This is a genomic window from Bacteroides luhongzhouii, assembly GCF_009193295.2.
In the GTDB taxonomy this organism is placed as follows: domain Bacteria; phylum Bacteroidota; class Bacteroidia; order Bacteroidales; family Bacteroidaceae; genus Bacteroides; species Bacteroides luhongzhouii.
On the sequence record NZ_CP059973.1, the window covers coordinates 1,111,532 to 1,130,512 of the forward strand.

Consider the following 18,981-nt stretch of genomic DNA (forward strand, 5'->3'; position numbering starts at 1 on the left):
ATTTAGAATGTTATATCAAGACCTACTGTCCATTTTCTCAAGCGAGGATATCCACCGGAATAAATTCCGTTTTGCCCGACTTCCGGATCATATCCGTCAAACTTGGTAAATGTATATAAATTGGAAGCATTCATATAGAGGCGTATCTTCGAGGCAAACACTTTTTGTTTAGGCAAATCAAAGGTATACCCTACTGTCAGATTCTGGATTCTCACAAAAGAGCCGTCTTCTATCCAATAGTCAGAAAAACGAGTCTGACGTCCGTCACGCAGACTGGGATATTTGTTAGTCGGGTTATCAGACGTCCAACGGAGTGCGGCATTATGTGGATCACCAAAAGTCTTGGTGTTCAACACATCATTTCCAAACACACCATTCAGGAAAATACTCGCATCCAGTTTCTTCCAACGAAAAGAAAGATTCAGACTTGCCGTAAAATCAGGATTGGGATCACCGATAATACATTTATCATTTTCATTCACAACCCCTTGTGTCCCATCTCCATCATACGTATTGACATATTTGAATTCTCCCGGCATAGCATCTTCTCCCGACAAGCCTGCATTAAGTCCTTCCGGCAAAGTCTGAATAATTCCATCACATTTATATCCATAAAAGACATTGATCGGTTGGCCAATAGCAAGTATATTAGTATAAGAACGATACTGTTCACTCAAGTTACCAACAACTTCATATTCCATTCCCGTACGGGCATCTTTCAATAAACCCGATTCGACGCTACTTCCCAAATCAAGTACCTTGTTACGGTTCATAGAGAATATAAAGGTTCCATTCAAGCTCCAATCTTTTTTATCTACCATTACTCCGTCAATCGTTACTTCAAATCCCCGGTTGCGAATCTTACCATCATTCACCCACATGCGGTCATAACCGGAAGAAAGAGCCAGGTTTCTTTCTCTCAACAGGTCGGATGTCTCTTTATTATAAACATCCAAAGTGACGCGAAGCCTTCTGTTAAAGAAAGCCATATCAATACCAAAATCCCATTGCGCGGTCGTTTCCCACTTCAAGTCTGGATTAGGAATTCCGCTCCAAATTTTCCAGATCCCGTCTTGACCGGACTGTCCTGACTCATATCCCGGACCGATAGCAGTCAACCATTGTCCCTGATGGTAATATTTAGTTGTTCCGTAACGGCTAAGAGTCTGATAAGGACTGATTCCCTGGTTTCCCGAAATACCGTAGCTTAAACGAAACTTCAATTCATCAAATGTATTTAGTTTCTTTATAAACTTCTCTTCGTGGGCTTTCCAGCTGATAGCTCCGGAAGGGAAATACCCCCACTTGTTATTCTTACCGAATTTAGAAGAACCGTCAGCACGGAAAGTGGCAGTAAGCAGATACTTATTATCATAAGTGTAATTCAGACGGGCCATTCCGGAAACCAATTTACTTTTCGAGAACCCGTTGGAAATAATATTGTTCGCTTTCTCGCCGGCTCCCATATTCTCATTCCCCAATGCTTCATTTACAAAACCATTAGCTGTCAGATACGAATCACGATATTGATACCACTCGTAAGAATGACCTACCATGGCGCCTACTTCATGTTTACCGAACATTTGAGAGTAATTGGCAAATGTTTCGGAAACGAAGTTCTGATTCTCTGTGTTGCCAATGACTCCCCTACCACGATTCTCCGTACCCACTTGGGTATATTTCTGTGGCAGATACTGGTCATTGGTAGATTTTCCATATTTATAGTTCAACTGGCTTGTGAAACGAAGTTGCGGTATCACTTGCCATTCAAAAGCTCCGGATGAGATAACATCCAGCATTTTGGTTTTATCCTTTTTATGCTCGCGAATAGCGATAGGATGATCATAATCTTGAGCAGTAGTCTGATAATAAGTTCCGTCTTCATTATACACAGGATAGATCGGATTTCTCCAATAAGCCATTCCGCCATTATTATTACGGTTGCCAAGATATAGAATATTGGATGCACGAATCGTAAAGTTCTTATATATCTTATGACTGACATTCAGATTATACCCCCCTTTACTATAATCATCATCAATATACATTCCCTGGTCCGTATAATAATTAGCACTCAAGTTAAAACTCGTCTTCTCGTTAGCACTAGAGACAGAAACTGTTGTATTATTAGACACTGGCGCATCTCTAAACACTAATTCATCCCAACGGGTATTGGTTGTCCAAGTAGTCTGAAGTTCCTCAATAGACGGGTAATAAACACCGGCAGAATTATTTGCACCGATATAGAGCGGCTGTAACCCGCCATTCACACGTCCCTCATTGTTCAACATTGCCATCATCACGGGGTCTCTCCACAAATCCAATTTGGAAGAAAATTCGGAGAAAGTGAGTTGCTGTTTGACAGATATCGTCGTTGTTCCTTCTTTCGCCCTTCGAGTGGTTACAATTATAACCCCATTAGCACCTCTGGAACCATAAATTGCAGAAGCAGAAGCATCTTTTAATACTTCCATTGAAACAATATCGTCGGTATTAATCTGTTTCAAATCACCGGCATCTCCCAATGGAAAACCATCTACCACAATCAAAGGAGAATTGGATCCGCGCAGCGAACTATTACCACGAATACGAACTGTTGATCCGGCTCCCGGATCCTGTGACGAATTGATTACTTGTACTCCAGCCGCACGTCCCTGCAATAACCCTTCAACAGAATTAGCCGGTATATCACTTAATGCCTCCGGCTTTACTGTCGCAACCGATCCCGTCAAATCACTCTTTTTCACTGACCCGTACCCAATGACCACCACCTGGTCTAGTAATTGAGTAGCATCACTAAGCACCGCATTTATCACCTTTTTTCCGGAAACCGATATTTCTATACTATTCATACCTACATAAGAAAACTCTAAAACCCCATTCACCGGCACATTGGTCAGAGAGTAATTTCCATCAAAGTCACTAACTGTTCCTACAGCCGAACCTTTAATTTTAATAGTAGCTCCTATCAGAGGCTCACCTTGTACATCTTTAACCACTCCAGTCACAGTAATTTTGGAAGATATTTGCCCTACCGCAGCCCATGCGGTAGAAAATACGAACAAAAAAAGGCACATCAACACTACTTTGCAGAGTGATATGCTACCAAGCCGTTTTTTCTGTTTATTCATCATAATATAAAATTTAAGCGTTGAATTCTTTACTGATAATTTGATAATACAAATATAGATTATAGCCTTCTATTTTCATTCGCACTATTTACTCTATTATTATACTTTTTTGAACAATCTAGTCTATGATTATCTATTTCTCGCATAGTAACCTCCATAATGCACACATAAACAGTGTATACACATCACATGAAAAAAACTAAAAGATAAAGGAGATTCAGTCAATTACACCTTGCAGTCGGTCAACAAGTAAGAGAGCAGTTCATTTATAGAGCAGGTAGCCACGCAGACATATTTATCTGCACTACCATAATACACAAAGAGCGTATCATCAACAATCACATTTCCCGTAGGGAATACACAACCATTATAATACCCGTTTATCTCGAAATCCTCTTCCGGTTCGAGAATTGATTCATGCGTTTTGGCTAATATTTTCAGAGGATTATCCAAGTCGAGCAATAAAGCCCCTACCCTGTAATATCCCTTTCCGCCATGCTCCACACCATGATAGAGCATCAACCACCCTTTGTCCGTTTTCAGTGGAGGAGTACTTCCACCAATCTTTTCTTCCCAAGTATTTTCACGTCCTGTCAGAAGAAGATGGCTTTCCTTACCCTCCCAATCCAACAAATCATCCGAGAACTTTATCCAGATAGAAGGGTATTCTACGCCAAATCTTTCACCAATATATTGCTTGGGGCGATGCAACATAATGAATTGTCCGTTTACCTTCTCGGGAAAAAGAATCACGTCGCGATCATCAAGCACTGGCGAAGTCAGACGTCCCAAACGACGGAAATGGCAAAAGTCCGTAGTAACAGCCAGCCCAGTGTTACCTAAATTCTTAGCAATAGCTGCAGGAGCATACTTACCACATTCCGGAAGTAAAACTTCATCATGCCCAAACTTCCAATACTGCCCGGGTGGTACCGGCCGATAAGCATAAGTAATATAATATTCACCGTCAAACTTCACAATACGAGGATCTTCCACACATCCGGAATCAGGACCATCGACACTCGGAGAAAAAGCCGGCTGATCCGAATATCTTTCAAAGTTAAATCCATCCCTACTCGTAGCCAATCCCAAGCGGATAATATGCTCTTTATCATTGCCTGCTGCACGATACAGCATATAAAACAAACCGTTATCATAGAACACTCCAGGATTGCAAGTTACCAAAGATTCCCAATCATTCTTTTCTAACGGGGAAAGAATCGGGTTTCCTTCAAATTTCTTTAATTTCATATACTCTATTTATTTTATTGGAAAATAATCCAAATTAATGCACTTAATACAAGCAGTATTCCCGCCCACACCTGGTAGTTCTTATACCAGACTACCGTTTTCAAGGTTACATATTCTTCTTTCAAATCACTAAGAGAAAAGGTGGTATCAACAAGATTCCCCTTATCCGGAGCCGGATAAAAGAAACTACTTGCATAAATCACCACCATACTGAATACCAGCAAGAAAGGTACCATCAGCAAGAAATGTAAATCACCAAACACGACATCCTTAAAGAAAAGCAAGAGAACTGCAACTACCAATCCGAGAATCAATCCCGCAAAGGCTCCACCACCATTCACCCTCTTATTAAAAATTCCAAGCAAGAAAGCTGCTACAATGGGAGGAGAAATGTAAGAAAGCATCTCCTGATAATATTTCAAAAGAGAGCCGAATTTTCCAATTTGAGGAGCCCACAACGCCGCTAATACAATAATCACACAAGAAGCAATTTTACCAACCAGCACAAGCTTCTTTGTATCAGCCTGTTTATTAAACTGCGCATAGAAGTCCATTGTAAACAAAGTAGAAGTGGAATTCAGAATAGCACTGATCGTAGAAGTCAACGCTGATAACAAAGCAGCCAGCATAATACCCAGCAACCCCACAGGCATTAATTGCATTACCATATTGGGATATACCATATCCGGTTTATACAAGTCCGGGAATAAATCACGGGCAATCAATCCGGGAATAGCGATAATAAACAATGTACTCATTGTAAGAAAACCAGTGAATATAACCCCTCTCCGGCCTTCATCAATAGTTCTGGCACTCAAAACACGTTGCACTAAAGTCTGATTATTAGCCCAGAAATAAATTCCTAATATGGGCATCCCTACAATCAACCCCAACCAGGGAGTAGCATTGTCGGACAACGGACGAATCAACTTCACCAATATATCATCGCTTTCAAACAAATGATAGAAATAACTTCCTCCCTGCTGAAAACAGAAATAGGTAAGCAATACCGAACCCAAAATCAAAACCACCGCCTGTATCAGTTCCGCGTTTATGGCAGAAGAAAGCCCGCCAGGAATCGTATATGAAGCTGCAATAATAGCAAAGACTATAATAATCACCTGAAGATCAGCTTCAGGTAATACCAGTTTGATAATCAATGCGGCAGCATAAAGCGCACCGGCAGCATCCAGAAAAATATTTCCGATAATACAAATAGCGGAAAAGTAGTAACGAGAACGTTTATCAAACCTCTTTTCCAAGAACTCCGGAATCGTAAAGACCTTCGACCTTATATATAAAGGTAGAAGGAAAACAGCAAAAAACACCATAACCACAATACCGGTCAGGTTATAATTGAAAACAGCGAGCCCGGTATCATAGGCATCACCCGATTGACCGATGAGTGTAGTACTGGATATGCTGGCTGCAAACAGAGAAAGCCCCACAACCCACCAGGGCATGGAACGTCCGGCTAGAAAATATGATTGAGCATCCGAACTCTTCCCGTTTTTTATACCCCACCATATAATAAGCAACAGATATACGACAACGATTATAATGTCGACAGCTCCGATAGAAAATGATTCCATAGTATTCAATTAATTATTAAGTATGATTCACGTTGCAAATGTAAAGCATATAATGATAGTTTTTTAATATTATATTGCTTAATGATTATACTTTTTTGAACAGATTATTTTCGTATTATTATTATTTGTACATTTGTATCAAGTAAAATACAGTTCTTATGAAAGACATTCAAAAGGAAATTACTCCCATTTCTCCTGATGATTTATTCATCGTTTTAAATCATCCTAATGCAAAGTTTGATTATCCGGTACACTATCACTCTGACTATGAAATCAATCTTGTGATGAATACGTACGGGGAAAGGATTGTAGGCGACTCTGTCGAAAAGTTTGACAATCTGGATTTAGTAATGACTGGCCCCAATCTTCCTCATGCCTGGAAAGGAGAGATTGTGGAAGGCAATCATGTGGTAACAATTCAGTTCTCGGACAAATTGCTCAATTTTCCAATATTGGAGAAACGGCTATTCAGCCCAATTAAACAACTGTTACTTGACTCACAGAAAGGAATTAGCTTTTCTGAAAACACCATGCTGACAATGAAAGAGAAGATTCTCCAGCTTACCCGAATGCAGGGCTTCCACACCGTTTTAGAATTTCTCTCTATCTTATATGATCTCTCCACTGCCGACAGACATATTTTAGTCAGCAATCTCTATGACACAAAAGACACGATACGTACCTCAAAAAGTAGACGCATAGCAAAAGTCTGCGACTATATTGAGAAGAATTTTGAAGAACCTATCAAACTGGGAGACGTAGCTGCTTTGGTAAATATGTCGGAATCTGCTTTCAGTCATTTTTTCAGAAAGAAAACAAACTGCACCTTTATTGATTATATCAACAACCTCCGTGTAGCCCGTGCCTGTCAGATGCTGACTGAAACATCACACACGGTAGCAGAAATCTGCTACTCGTGTGGATTCAATAATTTATCAAACTTTATCCGGATATTCAAAAAGAAGAAAGGAAACACACCTAGTGAATACCGTACGATTCTGCAACAGATGTTGATTAAGTATTAAGCGCCTTTAATACCCATCGACCAACGATTTGATTTTCAGCTGTCGGGAGAAGTCAGTATGTGAGACTCTGGTACGTACTTTCACTATTTTATCTTTTCCCGGCATCATATCAAAATAATTATCTTCAAAGAAATTATCAATCCCGTCAAGAGACAAGTATACAGCTCTTGCAAAACGGTCTGCTTTTAAAGTCAATTCATATCCGTCAGGCAGTGACTTTAACTGATACGATATATTCACTTTCGGATATAACATCTCTTTCTGCTTTACCAAGAAGTAATTATTCGTATAAACCTCTCCTTTGGAATCGGTAAGGGTCGCAGAAATCACGATCTGATTTTCCGGCTGTGATTTTATGAATGAATCCAACTTATAAGACACAACAACCTTACTTTCATTAGCGGGGATAGTCACTGATTTTCTGGTCGAATTAACAAGAGTTCCTCCCATGTCAGAGACTTCCAGTTCAAGTGTAGCCGCAGTTTTCCCTAATCTATCAGATACTATATATACATCAAGCCTGCCATTATTGACTATGGGAGATACAAGCACGTCCCGAAAAGCTGTTCTGGCAAAATAATGCTGTGCTTTCCAACGTCCGTAGTAATCACGGCTTGACCACGAAGCAACTGGCCAGCAATCGTTATGTTGCCAGAACAGCGTTCCCATACAGTAAGGCATATCCCTGCGATGTGCTTCAATAGCTGTTTTAATAGCATCCCCCTGCAATACAAGGTTCATATACAGAAATGATTCGAAATCTTTAGGTTTACGATATTCATTCAGTAAATAGTCTTCAATCAGTTTGTTGGCGAACTCACCTCCCCGCTGGTGAGACATCATCACTTCGGAAGTTATTTCCCAATCTTCAGGATATGGAGCATACATCTTGACAGATTCAAATTCAGGAAAAGATTGAAAACCATATTCGCTAAAGAAACGGCTACGTACCTTGTTGTATTCAGAGATCGGCTTTTTTGCATGCCATACAGCCCAATAATGCGTGTCTCCTTTGTTATTTTCAGAAACTCCATCATAATGGCTGAAAGGTGATGAAGGCCAATAGAATGTTTCAGGGCTATTTTCAGCCACCACCTCCGGTAGCATTTTATGGAACAAATCTTCGTATTGCTTCCAGATAATCCGGGCATACTCCGGATTCTGTTTCGCATAATTATCTTTCCAATTCCAACCAAACCATGCTTCCAGGCATTCATTATTACCACACCATAAAGCAAGAGAAGGGTGATTGCGCAAACGGCGGACATTATCAGTTGCTTCTTGACGAATATTTTCCAGCAATTCACCTTCGGAGGGATATACACTGCATGCAAACATGAAATCCTGCCATATAAGAATACCATATTTATCACACAATTCGTAGAAATAATCGTCTTCATAAGTCCCTCCACCCCACACACGCAAAGTATTCATATTGGCATTTACAGCATCCAGAACCGTTTTCTCATACAGTTCCTTCGTCACACGAGGCAGAAAGTTATCACAAGGGATATAATTAGCCCCTTTAGAAAATACAGGTATTCCATTAAGCTGAAAATAGAATGATCTTCCCTCTTTATCCTCCTTGCGTATAACTTTTAGCGAACGTATTCCCGTAGAGGTTATAAAACAGTCCTTATCCTGCCCGTTTACTTTTACTTCAGTCTTGAATTCATATAGATTAGCTTTTCCGAGCCCATTGCTCCACCACAGTTTAGGATTCTTTATTGAGAAACTTACCTCAACCTTATTCAATCCTTTTGTCAGACAGGCAGTAGTAGCACCATAAATCTTTCCTGTTACATGATCCCTGACTATAATTTCAGCTTCCTGAATATCTTTATCAGATAGTATTTCCACCACATTGCTTATATCAGCCTGTTTAGAACAGACCTCTTTTTGGTGGATAAATACATTTTCTATCCGAAGCTGATCCCATGCTTCTAATAAAACAGGTCTCCAAATACCGGAAGTTACCAAACGCGGTCCCCAGTCCCAGCCATAATGATAGCCTGCCTTACGAGCAAAGACACTAACTTTTTTATTGAATACTCCTCCATTTTCCGACTGGTCATTGATTGCCTCATAGTGAAAAGGCAACGCATCCCATTTAGGCATATCCTTTTTAATAGGAGAATGGAAGTAAATCCTCAATTTATTATCCTTTGCTTTCAATTTGTCTTTCACAGAAAGCTTCCATTCACGAAACATATTGTTTGCTTCCAGTATCTTATCTTCGTTCAAATAGACGTCTGCATAAGTATCAAGCCCTTTAAAATAAAGCCGTATATTATCTTTATCCATCAAACCGGCGTCTATATCAAAGACTGTTTCATAAATCCAATCTTCTTTATCGACCCATTGCACCCCTCTTTCGTTTAAGCGGTAAAAAGGATCTTCAATGATTTGATTATTAATCAAGTCTGTGTGTACCACTCCCGGAACCTTAGCAGGATACCAGTTGGAAAGGCGAGCCTGTTTAAACTTCCATCCCGAATGGAGTTCTTTCTGAAGTGTATGGGCCGATATATTACAAATCAGAGTAGAAAATGTAGTAATCATAGCAAATGCAACCATCTTTAAATAAATCATCCTTGTTGATTTTCTCATAACAACTTAATTGTGTGTTAGGTTTCTATTTAAATAACATTGCAAACATAGGCAATTGCCAATCAACATTTCAATACTATATTACTTAATCATTGTACTTTCTTGAAAAGGTTAAAAGAGGGTAGAGACCTATACGAATAATAATATTCAGGATAATATCAGACTTTCTTTATGATAGCCTCATAAGGAATAAGTCTGATATTATCCTGAATATATTTTCTAAAAACAATGTCCATCTACAGCCGAACATTCAGAACCGAACGTCCTTCCACTGGTATCTCTTTCGACACATACCCCTCTTTGGAGAAAATCAAGACATCATCAGATGCAACTTGTTTCAGCAGATATTCTCCTTTCTTGTTAGTCACGGCCAATTCCGTCTTATTTCCCATCGAATAGATACGGACTCCTTCTACCGGAGTAGCTTGTACATCTCTAACTACCCCACGCACTGTTATCTTTTTACCTGTTCCAATCTTAACCTGATTCTGTTTCATACTTGACACAGACACTGCAGCAACAGAAATATCTCCTACCCCTATTACTTGCTTCTGCAAAATACAATCTGAAGCATTTCCAACTTGAATCTCAAATTCCCCGGACTCAAGGAAAGGATTTCCCTCCTTATCGATCAAACATAATTCAGATACAGGAACTTTTAGTATTACTTCTTTTTGTTCCCCTGGTTTCAGTTCCGGTTTGGCAAATGCTTTCAACTGTTTCACTGGAGTCACAACAGAACTTACCAAATCACGAACATACAGTTGCACCACTTCTTTACCCGTTCTTTGTCCTGTATTACGAACCTGTACTTTTACCTTTATTGTATCTCCGGAAGCATATATATTCTTGTCACATTCCATTTCATCAAAAGAGAAAGTCGTATAACTCAACCCATGCCCAAAAGCCCACAATGGTTCAGGAGATGAGAAGACATAGTCACGACCGGATTGTTCATAACTGCCGGGACGTTTATAAAATCCCTTATCAGAAGGCAAATGATTATAATACACCGGTAAATGCCCTGCACTTTGGGGGAAAGAATAAGTGAGGTGTCCCGATGGATTCACCTTTCCGAAAAGAACATCAGCAATAGCATATCCTTCCTGTTCGCCGCCATACCACTGCGCTACAATAGCAGGAATATGTTCTTTCTCCCAAGAAATAGCAAAAGGCTTGCCACTCACCAAGACCAATATCACCGGTTTGCCAGTAGCATAAACCGCCTGAATCAAATCACTTTGTGCGCCAGTCAGACTTAAATCGCTTAAATCAAATCCTTCTCCACAATTCGTACGCGTATAGTCACGAGCCAATGAAGCACTGGAACTCCCGCAGAAAATCACAGCAACATCACTTTTCAGTGCCGCCTCCACCGCTTCCCCGATACCTGTTGCATCACGAGACATCATACTACAACCAACAGCATGATTTATTTTAATTTTCTCTCCCACCAACGCCTTAATTCCTTGTAATGGAGTAATTCCATCTTTATTATCCCGACTCCATGTATAATCACCAAACTGTACCTGATCTGCATTGGGACCTAAAACTGCAATAGAAGTCAATTTATTCATATCCAGAGGTAACAGATTATTTTCATTCTTCAACAGTACGATAGATTCTTCCGCTATCTGCCGAGAAAGTTCTACACTTCGGGTAGAATGCATTCCACCGGAAACGGCATGCTTATTCCCGTATGGATCTTCAAAAAGTCCATATTCAAATTTCGCAGTCAGTACCCGGCGAACAGCTGTATTTATATAAGACTCATCCAGTTTTCCTTCTTTTACTAACCGGAATAATTCGGGATAACACTCACTGGAAGCCTCTACATCCAGCCCTGCAGTTAGTGCTTGTATTGCAGCCTCCGCTTTATTAGCTGCCGTATGATGAAAAGTCTCCAGCATTTCTATAGCACCCCAATCCGAGTAAACATATCCTTTAAATCCCCAGCGGTCTCTTAATATATCAGTTAACAGATACCGGGAAGCCGAATTCGGTATCCGGTTCCAGGAGTTATAAGTAGACATGACTGCATAAACAGGTAAATGCCGTAACACCATCTCAAAAGGTTTCAGATAAACAGCATGCAAATCATATAAACCACAATCCACAGAAGCCAGGTTTAACCCTCCCAACGGATTCCCGTGTGGGCCATAATGTTTCAGCATGGGAGAAATTCCACTATCAAGATATCCTTTCACTTCTGACTGCGCAAAGATGCCACAGAGATACGGATCCTCTCCATAAGATTCTTCTACTCTCCCCCAACGCAAATCACGTACAACATCAATACACGGAGCTAATACCTGCCTCATTCCTTGCGCATGCAAATCATCGGCAGTCATACAAGCCCTCCGATAAGCAAGTTCTGGGTTAAACGTACTACCGAGAGCTATATTTTGTGGAAAAATGGTAGAACCTTCATGCGCAGAGCCATGCAAAGATTCGGCTACAGTAAAGGCCGGAATACCGAGCCTGGTACGGGTAAGCATATATTCCTGTATTTCCCGCATACTACTCCGACAATTCTCACCCGTCAACGGAAAACCTTCCACAAATCCATATCCTGTTTCTCCAACAACAGCGGTTAGTTTCTCTTTGTCCAGCGTTTGTTCATTGAAAATGTCCCACGAATGTAAATGACGTATCTGTGCGATTTTCTCTTCCAGCGTCATACGCATCATCAAATCATCCACTCGTTGTGAAACAGGCAACCCGGCTTGTTGATAAGGAAACAGTTGCGCATTTACAACTGTTGCTAATAAAGTCAGGAAAACTCCTGACAAGAATCTCTTTTTATTCAATGAGATTGCTATGATTCTCTTTCTCATCGTGTATTTATCCATCATTCCTATTATTGTCTAAATTCTACAGATATTCCGTACATTTTATCAATGTACCTGCAACTGAACTATTGTATTGGCTTTAAGGTTATATAACAGGGACGAAATAGTTCAGTTGCAGAAATCTCTTCTCCCTGAATTCTGATATCAAATTCACCGGCAGGTAATGTCACTATACCTACCGTTTCCGTTATGCAATTACCATTACTGACTTTCTTTACCAGCTTTTTGCCCGCTAAGGTAATCGAATAAACTCCGGCAGCTCCGCTGCTTGCCTTGCGAATTTCCTTTCCGGCATCACCTTCCACTAATTCATCCGCATATTGGGGTGCGGGAGCTACATAGGTAATACTCACTTCAAAAATCGTTGGCTTATCCAAACGAACTGGCCAAACAACCGCATCCTCCCGTCTCTTCATATTCTGCACGCATGTAGACTCCACTTCCTCACCACCATAGCGGGCACCACCCTCCAAACGAGCATCAAATGTACGTAACTTATCCACCTGCTGTGTATACGAAATACGACGACGAGTATCTGCTTTCAACTCTCCTTCACATTCGAGAACGACCACTGCATCAACCGTATCAGGACAAAGGACCGGTACATCAATCATTATATCTTTTCCCATTCGTGCCACTTTCAATTTTCGTTGCGGATTACTCTGCAAATAAGCACTCTTTACCTCCGTCAACAAACCACCTACACAAAGCTTCCCATCACGAGGCCAATCGAAGACATGCAAAAACAACTTATTCTCCTTACAGGTAGATTCTCCCCAAGACTGTACCGCTAACGGAGTAGCCTTCGTTCCACGGATAGAAGCCTCTCCATTCACTTTCCACCAAGCTGCTATCTGTTTCAGAATATCCAGATCCGGAGCACTGAACTTTCCGGTTCCCATCGGACCAATATTCATTAGAATATTTCCTCCGCGTGCTGCCGCCTTCGCCATCAAACGAACAAAGAAAGAAGCCGGTTTGTACTCCTGATCGTTTTCATTGTAGGCGTAAGAATTGTTCGTAGTCGGAATGCCTTCCCAGTAACTATCTCCATAATGACTGAACTCGTAAGGACAATCCGCAGTGTTGTAATAGTCATACCTGTCGAATCCGGAAATGGCACGACCATTAATAATGATATCAGGAGATGCCTCACGCGTCGCTTCTACTATACGAATACACTCTTCTTGTGGTAATTTATGAGGTGTATCAAACCACATAATATCAGGATCATACATTGCAATCAATTCACGAATTTGCGGAATAGCCTTCTCATCTACATATTTCCGGGCAACAGGCAGGTAATCTTTTCTCGTCTCCCACCAGTTGCGCCCACCCAGCAACTTGTCACCTCCGGGATTGTCATAATCCCAGTCATTACCTACACCCTCTTTCTCACCCCAATCGAATGCATGTGAATAATAGAAACCAAACTTAATTCCTGCCTTACGACAAGCATCCCGCAAGTCTTTCATCGGATCACGTCCGAAAGGCGTTGCCTTCACAATATTATAATCACTCACTTTCGAATCGTACATCGCAAAACCGTCATGATGCTTCGACGTAATGATAAAATATCCCATTCCTGTTTCTTTGGCAATACGCACCCATTCTTCGGCGTCAAATTCTTGGGGATTGAACGTACCTGCCACCTTTTCTTTATAAACCTCTACCGGGATGCGAGCCATCCGCTGAATATGCTCACCATACCCGCCATACTTCTTTCCATTCCACGAACAACCCAAAGATGAATAAACTCCCCAATGAATAAACATACCGAAACGAGCCTGTTCGAACCATTGCATACGGCTATCCAGTTCTTTCTTATCAGGAATCAGACTGCTCAACGCAGAAGCACGGCGTTTTTCCATCGTAGGTGAAAAACGTTGCGTCGCACATTTACCACATTCTTTCCCTGATGGTAAAGTAATGTCAATAGCAACATCGCCAATCTCTACTTTTACCTGTTTCAGATGGACATTCATAGTCGGATCTGTTACCGAAACGGAGTATTCTTCCCCAATACGTTCAATAAGCAAAACACAAGGTACAGACGTTTTCACAGGTAAACCACTCCATTGCACAGTTTCACCGGCTCTATAAAACACCGCTTCCAACACTTTCTCGTCAGCCGACTGCACCGCCTGTACCAATGTATCATTCCGAAGAATATCAAATGGATTCTTCTGTGGAGGAAGCCCCTCACCTGCATATACGACATAACCATACACACCATTCTCAACATTTCGTCCATGATCAATCCAAACTCGCAGCAAATCTGCCTGTACAGGAAGATTCTTCTTCCCTTTATTCACTAAATTCCTCTTTACCCATTCATTGGGCCTGGACTCACAAAGGAAAAAGGCTTTGGGACTAAGTTCAGACAACGGGGCATAAGCAAATCCTCCTTCCTGTAATACCCAAAGCGGCTTTCCCTTTTCTATCAACGAATGGATGCCGGAAGAAGGTTGCCATCTCTTTTTCCCATCATAGAGCGTTACTTTCCCCTGATGAGCCGTCTGTTCGATAGAAGTACGTATATTCCCTTCCTGTTCCGGTTGCAAATTAGTAACACCCGCACCAAGAGCAATCAGATAGTCACCTAACATAAAATAAGACTTATAAGCCTTTACACCGAAGGCCACCGGATTCTCCATTTTCACTTCCTTTTCTTTAGAAGTAGCATCCATCTTCTCGAAAAGATAACCCGCTACCGCATTCCCACCTCCATCAGTAGCTGCACCTGCAAAGTTATACTTGCTGCAAAATCCTCTCCAATTGGTGATCGGTTTCAACCGCCGTTCTCCCTCACGGGCAGTTACTCCGGGCATAGCAGTCAGATCCATCGCTCCGATAATCTTCCGGTACTCATCACCTTTACGTTGAAAAAGAGTAAGTCCATCGTTGGTATAAATATTAAACTCATCCGCAAAACTACAGGCACTCTCCAAACCATCACACCGACTGGATGCCATATTAACCATCATATAATAACCGGGAGTACGTTTTACCAAATCGTCATTATTATAGAACCAGCGTGTACCGTTATAATGACCTGCCGGATACCCTTCCATGCGGATATTATTTTGTTCCGCTTCTTTAATAAGTTGCTTCAGTTCCCGGAGTTCACCATCCGTAAATGAAGCAGGCCATCGTTCAACAGACGCTTTCAACATTTCATAATAAGGAATATGAGCCGGTTTTCCTTCATAATACACCATAGAATAACGGTCCAGACAGGGAGGAATATACCCTTTATAATAATAGAAAGTACTGCCTCGATAGAAATTAAGCAATGCTTCCACATTCTCTCGTGTCAGATTTTGCCCCCAAGGGGTATCCCGGAGTGTCCATAGCAGCTCCTGTGCACTGGATGCCCCATGAATCGGATATCCCCAAACCAGACATTGCAAGCCATGTCCCCATCCGGCTCCGTCGGCAGTAAAACCTTCGTTCCAAAATGCCTCATTATAAGTAGTCTGTGACACATTACTTAAACTCCGCTTTGCCACTTCAGCTATAACATCGATCATTGGGATAGAATCCATTAAAACAGCAGTTTCCAGTAGCGGACGATAAGCTAATGCATTTCCACCGACCCACCATACATGATGACGAAAACGTTCTACTCTCACAATATCCCGATCCATTTCATTATTACGCAATGGTTGTGTCCACGATTGCATAGCCAATGCTTTCAGCATCCGGCAAGCCGATTTACGCAGTGATTTTGTATCATCCGGCAGCTCCATCTGCCCGACCAAAGAGAAATAAATACCACAAGCTGCTTTTGGAATGGCAAAACAAGAAGCATGAAAACGGTCATTCGGTTGACGACGAACTTCAACATCTCCATATCTCAAAATAGACTTCCAGAAACGTTCGGGAATATCATTCACATTCGTTTGCCAGTAATGATTAGCTATCACCCACAATCGCCTTAAAGCATCTGCCAAATAAACACCTATATCCTGTTGATCCTGAAAAGAAACGGATGACAGCCAGTTGTTGTCATGGATCTTTTTTTCATAAGCAGCCAAATCTACAAACTGCCCTTCTTCACTAAGCTGTTTCAGATAGATATCCCATTTCCCAATATCATGGTTTATATCATAGGTATTTATATTCTGTGCGTAATAATCGCGCAAATTACGTATAGCTTTTACTTTATCAGAGGACTGTGCACATACAGTCAGACAAATAAGCAATACCAAAAATACCAGACAATTTCTTTTTTTATCTTTCATATTGTATTAATTTAATTTCCAAACACAATTGTCTCTCCCGGTTTCATCACCTTCTCCGTAATCTCACTGGTAAAAGGATTATCAAGTCTCATCCGACCGCCTTTTTCCGAAGTAACAGCAATAGAAGCCACTTCTCCATCGACATACGAAGCCGAAACCAGAAAAGCTCCCATCGCCCGCAGGTTCCGGAAAGAAACATCTTTCCAGGAAGTAGGCAGAGCAGGAAATACTTTGATGACTCCCGTATGACTTTGAAGTAACATCTCCTGTATCGCTGCAGCACAAGCAAAATTTCCCTCCAGCGTAAACGGACGATAGGTATATTGTGAATAGCCACTACGGGTCTGATCTCCATTCAAATGGAAACTATTGGGCGAACAAAAAGCGTTCATAAAAATATGCAAATTTCTCAAAGCTCCATTGCCATCTGCTACACGGGCTTTCATATTCGCCAACCAAGCATATGTATAACCTGTCCAGTAATCCGGACCAAGATCTTCCACATTTTTGATAGAACGTAAAATAAGATTAGTCGCTTTAATTCCCTGGCTGACATCAATAAGCCCAAAGGGATGGAACGACAACAGATGTGAGAAATGACGGTGAGATTCATCCATCGGTTTTCCGGGAGCTATCAGCAATCCGCTCTCATCTACAGCTTCATCCGGCCATTCATCCAACTGCCGGGCATAATGAGCCGCTTCATCCATCACCCCCAAAGCTTCCGCCATTTCTTTGGCAACCGTGTAAGTAATCCGGATATTAGCCAAGTCATAATTAGTAGTATTCATAAACCAGGCATCTATCCGGTTATCATTGATTTCGGGAGAGGAAGATAACGGTAACTTACGCTTACCTTGTTTGTCGTATATCGAAACATTTTCAAAGAAACGTGCCACCTCTTTCACCCAAGGATAAGCCCGTTCTTTCAGGAACTGCAAGTCCATGCCATACTTCCATTGCTGGTAAAAATGATAAGATAGCCATCCGGCCGTAGTAGGTGAATGAGAATACGGATTCCACCCACCGATAGGTTGACCTGTCAGAGTGGCAATGCATGGCACATTCAGTCCTTCTACCTGAAAAAACTGACGGGTAAACTGTTCCGAATTTTCTTTAATTTTCCACAGCCAATCTGTAAATACGGCAGACTCTTCCAAGTGATTAGCTGTATATCCCGCCCAATAACTTAATTGTGTGTTCAGGTCACTGTGAAAATCTCCTCTCCATGGTGGAGTCTGTCCATTATCCGCTGTCCATATTGCTTGCAGACAGATAGGAGGTGCCTTCCTACGGGAAGCTGCACCAAACTTATACATTTCCAGGTACCATTGTCTCTCCAACAGTGTATCCGGCAGGCTGACAGATGATTGTTTCCAATATTGTTCCCACCAGTTTTGATGAGAAGCCAATGCTTCATCAAAACTAATATCCAAATGATCCACCGTAGCAGTATCTTCCGAATACCATGTACCTTTAGAGGTCACATAATATCCGCCTTCCAACACTCCGGTATGTGGTCGCTCCCATTGCACACCAATTTCATAAGAAACATCTCCCCATGCTTGTTGCCGATAAAGTAATCTTCCGGGAGCGGGAGAAATGATAGTACCCGATTGATACCCCAATGCCGACAAGTCATTTACACCGGGCTGATGATCAGACTCTGTAATATGTCCCTGATAAAGTGGAGCTAATAATTCAGGAGAAAGAGTATCCGGCAGATTTTCAAAACGGAAACGTCCCCCGTTTCCCTCCGCAGGAATAAAAAAACGAGCTTGCACATCATTCTCCCAAAGAATAGTACATACCGCAGTTGCTACATCCAGCGCCACTTTCTTTACTTTACCCAATTTATGAATATCAAATTCCAAAGCTCCGGCAGGAATTTTAGTAGGAGCAGGATCATTAGCTGTCCGGTCATCAATCAATGCGTATACAGGTCGCATATCTTTTTTACGAACCTGGTCACAGATAAACCGATAGGTATGGTCAGGCGATTTAAATGCCTCCACCGGACGTAAATCCCAAAGATCAGCACGGTCGATAGCCAACCGGAGTTTACCATCTTTCTGCCAGAGTAATCCTCCTGTCAGGCCATTACCTAAAGGAATAGCCTCATCCCAACGTTGAGGCAGCTCTGTCAGATTCAGACCATGGCAAGATTGAGGCAGTTTGCTCTCCTCTTCACTGCTTGTGCAAGAAGTAAACAATCCCATCCATAGAGTCACTGTAAACAGTATATACTTTACATCCACCATCATTCTTCAATC

At 41.5% G+C, this 18,981-nt stretch carries 8 protein-coding genes; 1 reads left to right on the forward strand and 7 read right to left on the reverse strand.

What is annotated here, in order from left to right; translation table 11 throughout:
- Positions 1-2 precede the first annotated feature (2 nt).
- From GD631_RS04180 to GD631_RS04190, 3 genes are all read right to left on the reverse strand, one after another.
- The gene (locus GD631_RS04180) at positions 3-3,131 is read right to left on the reverse strand and encodes a SusC/RagA family TonB-linked outer membrane protein (protein ID WP_143258963.1); all 3,129 of its coding nucleotides are present in this window, start codon (positions 3,129-3,131) and stop codon (positions 3-5) included.
- A 225-nt stretch (positions 3,132-3,356) separates the two neighbouring features.
- A complete protein-coding gene (locus tag GD631_RS04185; protein WP_143258862.1) occupies positions 3,357-4,382 on the reverse strand; it encodes a glycoside hydrolase family 130 protein in 1,026 nt (341 codons plus the stop codon).
- 14 nt (positions 4,383-4,396) lie between these two features.
- Complete coding sequence (locus GD631_RS04190; RefSeq protein ID WP_143258861.1) at positions 4,397-5,974, reverse strand: sodium:solute symporter; 1,578 nt, start codon at positions 5,972-5,974, stop codon at positions 4,397-4,399.
- Positions 5,975-6,132: 158 nt separating this feature from the next.
- Between GD631_RS04190 and GD631_RS04195 the strand changes: the two genes are divergently transcribed.
- The gene (locus GD631_RS04195) at positions 6,133-6,999 is read left to right on the forward strand and encodes an AraC family transcriptional regulator (protein WP_143258860.1); all 867 of its coding nucleotides are present in this window, start codon (positions 6,133-6,135) and stop codon (positions 6,997-6,999) included.
- 6 nt (positions 7,000-7,005) lie between these two features.
- Here GD631_RS04195 and GD631_RS04200 read toward each other — a convergent pair whose 3' ends face one another.
- From GD631_RS04200 to GD631_RS04215, 4 genes are all read right to left on the reverse strand, one after another.
- Positions 7,006-9,609, reverse strand: a complete 2,604-nt coding sequence (locus tag GD631_RS04200; RefSeq protein ID WP_304519215.1) for a beta-mannosidase — start codon at positions 9,607-9,609, stop codon at positions 7,006-7,008.
- 236 nt (positions 9,610-9,845) lie between these two features.
- Positions 9,846-12,446 (reverse strand): glycoside hydrolase family 3 N-terminal domain-containing protein, encoded by a 2,601-nt coding sequence (locus GD631_RS04205; protein WP_143258859.1) that lies wholly within the window; start codon positions 12,444-12,446, stop codon positions 9,846-9,848.
- An 80-nt stretch (positions 12,447-12,526) separates the two neighbouring features.
- The gene (locus tag GD631_RS04210; RefSeq protein ID WP_152288003.1) at positions 12,527-16,708 is read right to left on the reverse strand and encodes an alpha-L-fucosidase; all 4,182 of its coding nucleotides are present in this window, start codon (positions 16,706-16,708) and stop codon (positions 12,527-12,529) included.
- Between the two features lie 11 nt (positions 16,709-16,719).
- Entirely contained in the window at positions 16,720-18,972 is a 2,253-nt protein-coding gene (locus tag GD631_RS04215) for a glycosyl hydrolase family 95 catalytic domain-containing protein (protein WP_143258858.1), read from the reverse strand.
- Between the last annotated feature and the right edge of the window lie 9 nt (positions 18,973-18,981).